The sequence below is a fragment of the Halobellus inordinatus genome (assembly GCF_024464655.1).
Taxonomy (GTDB): Archaea; Halobacteriota; Halobacteria; order Halobacteriales; family Haloferacaceae; genus Haloquadratum; species Haloquadratum inordinatus.
Genome location: NZ_JANHAV010000002.1, coordinates 510,617 through 516,616 on the forward strand (window position 1 = coordinate 510,617; position 6,000 = coordinate 516,616).

Sequence of the window (6,000 nt, forward strand, 5' to 3'; positions counted from 1 at the left end):
CCGGGGTGTGCGGCGGTTCGGTCGTTTTTCGCCTGCTACTCCTCTCGCTTTCCGTATCGATCCGCGGATATTTCTCGCTCGCCGCCGACGCTCAGGTATGGCGATCGATCTCCGAAGCGACACGGTAACCCGCCCTTCCGACGCGATGCGTGACGCGGCAGCAGAGGCCGCCGTCGGCGACGACGTCTACGGCGAAGATCCCACAGTGAACGAACTCGAAGCCGCCGCGGCCGACCGTGTCGGCTTTCCGGACGCGATGTACGTCCCGACGGGGACGATGGGCAATCAGATCGCTGCCCACGTGCACGCCGACCGCGGGGAAGAGATCGTCCTCGATCGGATGGCGCACATCTACGACTGGGAGCTCGGCGGGCTGGCACAGCTCTCGGGCCTTCAGACCCGCGCGGTCGACGCCGTCGACGCCGTCCCGACGCCCGAACAGATCGACGCGGCGTACGTCGAGGAGAGCCTTCACCGCCCGGGAACGGGCTTGATCGCGCTCGAAAACACACACAACGCCCGCGGCGGCGTCGCCGTTCCGCCAGCGTCTATCTCGGCGGCTGCCGACGCGGCCCACGACCGCGGCGTGCCGGTACATCTCGACGGCGCGCGCCTGTTCAACGCCTGCGTGGCGCTCGACGTCGACCCGGCGCGGATGACTCGCGACGTCGATTCGGTGCTGTTCTGCCTCTCGAAGGGCCTCGGCGCGCCGGTCGGATCGATTCTCGCCGGCGACGAAGATTTCATCGCGGACGCCCGACGCGTCCGAAAACTGTTCGGCGGCGGGATGCGCCAGGCCGGGCTGATCGCCGCGCCCGGACTGCTCGCGCTGGAGAACGTCGACCGACTCGCGGAGGACCACGAGAACGCGGCCCGGTTCGCGGCGGGACTCGATGCGATCGACGGGCTTCGGGTAGCAGCTCCCGACACGAACATCGTCCAGGTCTACACGGATGACCTCGGTATCAGCGCCGAGACGTTCGAGGCCGTCTGTGCGGAACACGGTGTCCTCGGCGGCGCACACGGCGACTCTCTCATCCGGTTCTGCACGCACCTCGATGTGACCCGCGCGGACGTCGAAGACGCGGTCGCCCGAATCGAGGACGCGGTCGACGATCTGCGAGACTGATCGTCACCGCCCAGCACCTCGGCCGCTGTGCGACTACACCTCGGGTTCGACGTAGACGTGCTTGACCCGGTCGTCGGCCTCGCGGAGTTGGGTCTCGATCTCGGCGATCAGCCCGTCTAGCTCCGCCGCCTCGGTGTCGGGGTCGAAGCTCACGTCCACGGTGACGAGAGCGCTCTGGGGGCCGACGAACACCGTCCGGAAGGCGTCGATGTGGGTGACGTGGGGCGCGTTCTCGATGACGGCCCGTAAGTCGGTTTCGACGTCGGCCGAGAGACTTTCGCCGAGGATGAGCCGTTTGTTCTCCCAGGCGAGCGCGAGTGCGAAGCCCATCAGCAGGAGCCCGATGAGCAGTGCGGCGACGGCGTCGTACACTTCGTTGCCGGTCGCCTTCGAGAGGAGGATTCCGACGAGTGCCAGTCCCGCGCCGAGGAGCGCGATCGTGTCCTCGGTGAGCGCTGTCAGCGTCGTCACGTCGCTCGTCTTCTGGAACGCCTCGCGCATCCCGGTCCAGTTGTACTGGTCGATCTGCCGCTGTATCTCCGTGTTCGCCTTCACGAAGGCGTAGCTCTCGAAGCCGATCGCACCGAGGAGGACGACCACGTTGACGTACCAGGAGGGGAAGGTCGCGCCCGCGATCGACACCGTTCCGGCGGCGCCGTGCCCGCCGTGGACGATGGCGTCGTAGCCGTGCTTGACCGACTCCCAGCCGGCGATACCGAACAGCAGCACGGCCACGAGAAACGAGTAGAAGAACTGCGCTTTGCCGTAGCCGAACGGGTGCTCGCGGCTCGTCTCCTTCTTGCTGTATCGAATCCCGATGAGGAGAAACACCTGATTGCCCGTATCGGAGATCGAGTGGTACGTCTCCGACAGCATCGAGGGGCTGCCGGTGAGGAGAAAGCCGATGAATTTCAGGACGGCGATGGCTCCGTTCGCGACGAGGGCTGCGAGGACGACGCCTCTGCTTCCGGCCATACCATCCCTCTCTGGTGACGGGACTAAAGTGGTTTTCACCCGACGGCGATGCTCGCTCACGCTCGCACTTCCGCAGAACCCCGACGAAACGGACGCCGCACGGTTCTTGTCCCCCGGTCGCTTACAGCGGCCTATGCTCACCGTCGTCTCCGACACCCACAGCACTGACTCCCACCGGCTCTCCGGGCGGACGCTCCAGGCTGTCCGCGACGCCGACGTCGTCGCTCACGCGGGCGACTTTATGCGCGAATCCGTCCTGGACGACTTCGAGCGCGAGTCGGCCCGCCTGCTCGGCGTTACCGGCAACAACGACGACGCCGGGATCCGCGACCGCCTTCCGGAGGCCCGAAACTTCACTTTCGGCGGCTTCACGTTCGCGATGACGCATCGCCAGCGCGGTGGGTCGACGGCGCTCTCGCTGTTCGGTCGGCAGCGCGGCGCGGACGTCGTTCTCTTCGGCCACAGTCACCGTCCGACCTACGAACGGACGCCCGATCTCGTCCTCGTCAACCCTGGCAGCCACGCACAACCGCGCGGCTACCGGGCAGCGCACGCCGAGTTCGAGCGGCGCGACGACGGCGGCCTCGACGGCCGACTCGTCACTGTCGACGGCGAGGTGTTCGAGTCGTTTCTCGTCGACGGCGATCGGTCACGCGAGGCGTGATACTGTCGGATAGACCGATGTGAAGTGTCTCGGCTTCCGGTGCTGCACTGCTCTACTGATTTATGTCCGACAGTATGAGTCGTCGAAAAACGGGAAGGATTTCGGGTCGTCGCCGCTCGGCAGCGTCGGGCGACCGGTGCAGTCTCGGGTGAGGGGCAAGGGGAGGGATGACTGCGGCGACCGACGCGACGGTCCGTTCGGGGCTCGTCGGGGGGAGACGAATACCGATGGGGAGCCGAAACGGCGACGACCCTGCAGGCGGAATTCGGGCGCGTAGAATAATATAGACGACGTAGACTCAAATTGCTGTTTCAGCATTTACACGACGGCGCTCGCCGTCCGGCCACGGTCACCGCGCGTAATTTCACCACGGACGAGGTGGTCGCAGGCGATCGAAGCCCCCACGTGCTCACTGCCGCCAGACTAGCGCGACGAACGACAGCGCGACGACGCCGCCGAGAAAGAAGAGCGCGCCAGGTGGCAGTCCCCCGACCGCCGACGCGACGACGTCGAGCGGGTCGCCCCCGCCGCCCGCGGCCGTCTGTGTCGTCTCGACGGCCGTCCGGGCCGCGTCCGAGACCGTCTGTGTCGCCTCCGCGACGGTCTCCGTCGGGACGCTCCCGGGCGTCTCCGTCGGCGTTGGCGCCGGCGCCTCTGTAGCGGCCGGCGTCGCTGTGCCGGTCGCGTCGGGGGTCGGCGTCCCCGTCGCCGCTGGCGTCGGCGTCTCTGTCGCTTCCGCGATCTGGAACCCGCCTCCGTCGCCGCCGCTCGTCGTCTGCGTCGCGGCCTGGTCTTCGGTTGGTGTCGCCGTCTCCGGCGCGGGTGTGGCCGTCGCGTCTGCGGCCGACGCGTCCGACTCTGCTGTCCCGCTGAGATTCGTCGCACCTCCCGAATCGCCCCCGCTCCCGCCGCCGGCACCGCTCGACCCGACCGAGAGCGACGGGCCGGCTCCGCTTCTGACGAGGCGGTCCACGACGACGCTGCCGAGCGCTACGACGCCGAGTCCCCCGAGCAACTGCGTCAGCGCCGATTGGAGGCCGCTCGTGTCCTCCTCGTTGCCCGCGACGACGACCAGAGCGCGGTCCGAGGGCGCGTAGACGGTCATCTCCCGCCCTTTCTCGGAGTACGCCGTACCGGCCGACTCGATGAGCCCCGCGCTTTCGAGTCGGTCCAGGTGGTACTGCGCGTTCTGGATGGAGGTATCGACTCTGCCGGCGACGTCAGAGGGCGCGCCCGGTTCGTCGTGTAACTCGTCGAGGACCCGCCGCGCCGTCTCCGAGGAGATCGCAGCGAGGAGATCGTCCACCTCGTCACTGTCGAGGCCGACGACGCGTGGCTCCTTCTCGTCGTCGTCGGGCAGATCTGGCCGGGTAGGGAGGATGTCGGCCATTTCTCGGGAACGTTTCGTCGCGTCTGTGATGAGTCTTCCTCTCTTTACGACAGTCCCCGTTCGCCGCTCTCCCGTGTTCGCCGCTCCCGCTCTGGGAGACGGCGAAACGTCTTTACTGACGCCGCGGAAAGCCCCGCGTATGCTCACTCGTCAGCCGGGAACCGTCGGCCGGTCTCAAGCCGTGGGTCCGGGTGGCGATCCCGCACAGGTCGACGTCGTCGTCGACTTCGTCGCGTCGAATCCCGCGTTGGTGATTCTCCTCGTGTTTCTTCTCGGGTTCGTCTTCTTCGCGTACCTGTTCATCAGGCGGACGATGACAGGGCTCCGCGACGGATACGACGAGGGCTACCGGGGGAAGTAATCGGCGATGGTCGCGGGCTCTACCCTTGCCACGCTCGTCGTCGCCGCCCTCGCCAGCCTGTTTATGTCGTGGTCCATCGGCGCGGGCTCGTCGGGGTCGACGCCGTTCGCTCCGGCCGTCGGTGCGAACGCCATCTCCGTGATGCGCGCCGGCTTCATCGTCGGCGTCCTCGGGCTCTCGGGCGCGATTCTCCAGGGCGCGAACGTCACCGAAGCCGTCGGGACCGAACTCGTCGTCGGCTCCGTCCTCACGGCGACGGCGTCGACGGTCGCACTGCTCGTCGCGGCCGCGCTCGTCGCCATCGGTGTGTTCGCCGGCTACCCGATCGCCACTGCGTTCACCGTCACCGGAGCAGTCGTCGGCGTCGGGCTCGCGAACGGCGGTGGCCCCGCGATCGCGAAGTACCAGCAGATCGTCTCGCTGTGGGTGCTCACGCCCTTCGTGGGCGGGGGGATCGCCTACGGCACGGCGCGACTCCTCCGCAACGAGTCGATTCCCGAACGCACCGCCGTCCCCGTGCTCGGCGGGGTCGTCGGCCTCCTCATCGCGAACATCCGATTCGCCGCGCTCGGCGGGGACGGCGGCCGCTCGCTGGCCGAAGTTGGTGCGGCGGCGACCCCGCCGATCGTCCTCCCGGTCCTCGACATAGACCTCGGCGTCGCCCTCGTGTCGGGGCTGTTCGTCGCCGTCGCGGCCGCGCTCGTCCGCCGCGAGATGAACGCCGATCAGGCCCGCGGCCAGCGCCGCTTTCTCCTCGTCCTGGGCGGTCTCGTCGCGTTCTCCGCCGGCGGGAGCCAGGTCGGCCTCGCGATCGGCCCGCTCGTGCCGCTTCTCGACGCGGTCGCGGTTCCCCTCCCGGCACTTCTGGTCGGCGGCGGACTCGGTCTCCTCGTGGGCTCGTGGACCGGCGCGCCGCGGATGATCAAAGCACTCTCGCAGGACTACTCCTCGCTCGGCCCGCGCCGTTCGATCGCCGCGATGATCCCGTCGTTCGCCATCGCACAAGCGGCCGTCGCGCTCGGCATTCCGGTCTCGTTCAACGAGATCATCGTCAGCGCGATCATCGGGAGCGGGTACGCCGCCGGCGGTGCGGGCGTCAGCCGCGAGAAGATGGCCAAGACGGCGCTCGCGTGGATCGGTTCGCTCGTGCTCGCGTTTGGCGTCGCCTACGCGACGTTCGCCGGCCTCGACGCGCTGTTGTAAATCAAAAAATCAGTTCGTTCCGACTCTACCGAGACGGGTCGGATCAGTGTTTTACCGCTTTTTCGTGACGAACCACCAGTCGTAGTAGTCGAGGTCGTCGTCGTCTTCGGCTTCGGCTGTCCGCTTTTCGGCGTCGGCGTCGGTGCCGGGCGGCGACAGGAGGACGCGGTCGCCGAATTTCTCGTTTTCGGGCCAGTCGGCGGGGGCGGCGACGCCTTCCTCGTCGCTCATCTGGAGCGCGCGCAGCGAGCGGAGGATCTCGTCGATGTTGCGGCCGA

General features: G+C 67.9%; 6 protein-coding genes and 1 pseudogene. 4 read left to right on the forward strand and 3 right to left on the reverse strand.

Annotation, left to right across the window (positions count from 1 at the left end; genetic code table 11):
• Positions 1-97: 97 nt before the first annotated feature.
• Entirely contained in the window at positions 98-1,129 is a 1,032-nt protein-coding gene (locus tag NO347_RS06950; protein WP_256288890.1) for a threonine aldolase family protein, read from the forward strand.
• A gap of 33 nt (positions 1,130-1,162) precedes the next feature.
• Here NO347_RS06950 and NO347_RS06955 read toward each other — a convergent pair whose 3' ends face one another.
• On the reverse strand, positions 1,163-2,104 hold the full coding sequence (locus NO347_RS06955; protein ID WP_256288891.1) for a cation diffusion facilitator family transporter: 942 nt from the start codon (positions 2,102-2,104) through the stop codon (positions 1,163-1,165).
• Positions 2,105-2,237: 133 nt separating this feature from the next.
• Here NO347_RS06955 and NO347_RS06960 point away from each other — a divergent pair, with 133 nt between their 5' ends.
• Entirely contained in the window at positions 2,238-2,768 is a 531-nt protein-coding gene (locus tag NO347_RS06960) for a metallophosphoesterase (protein WP_256288892.1), read from the forward strand.
• A 409-nt stretch (positions 2,769-3,177) separates the two neighbouring features.
• Here the strand turns inward: NO347_RS06960 and NO347_RS06965 are convergent, their stop codons facing one another.
• The gene (locus NO347_RS06965) at positions 3,178-4,158 is read right to left on the reverse strand and encodes an ArsR/SmtB family transcription factor (RefSeq protein ID WP_256288893.1); all 981 of its coding nucleotides are present in this window, start codon (positions 4,156-4,158) and stop codon (positions 3,178-3,180) included.
• Positions 4,159-4,297: 139 nt separating this feature from the next.
• On the opposite strand from NO347_RS06965, the gene NO347_RS06970 reads away from it, so the two are divergent.
• Together NO347_RS06970 and NO347_RS06975 are read left to right on the forward strand one after the other, a co-directional pair.
• On the forward strand, positions 4,298-4,519 hold the full coding sequence (locus tag NO347_RS06970) for a DUF7859 family protein (RefSeq protein ID WP_305148789.1): 222 nt from the start codon (positions 4,298-4,300) through the stop codon (positions 4,517-4,519).
• 6 nt (positions 4,520-4,525) lie between these two features.
• The gene (locus NO347_RS06975) at positions 4,526-5,722 is read left to right on the forward strand and encodes an inorganic phosphate transporter (protein ID WP_256288894.1); all 1,197 of its coding nucleotides are present in this window, start codon (positions 4,526-4,528) and stop codon (positions 5,720-5,722) included.
• A gap of 51 nt (positions 5,723-5,773) precedes the next feature.
• On the opposite strand, the pseudogene NO347_RS06980 reads toward NO347_RS06975, so the two are convergent.
• A pseudogene (locus tag NO347_RS06980) lies at positions 5,774-6,000 on the reverse strand (peroxiredoxin); the annotation flags it as partial.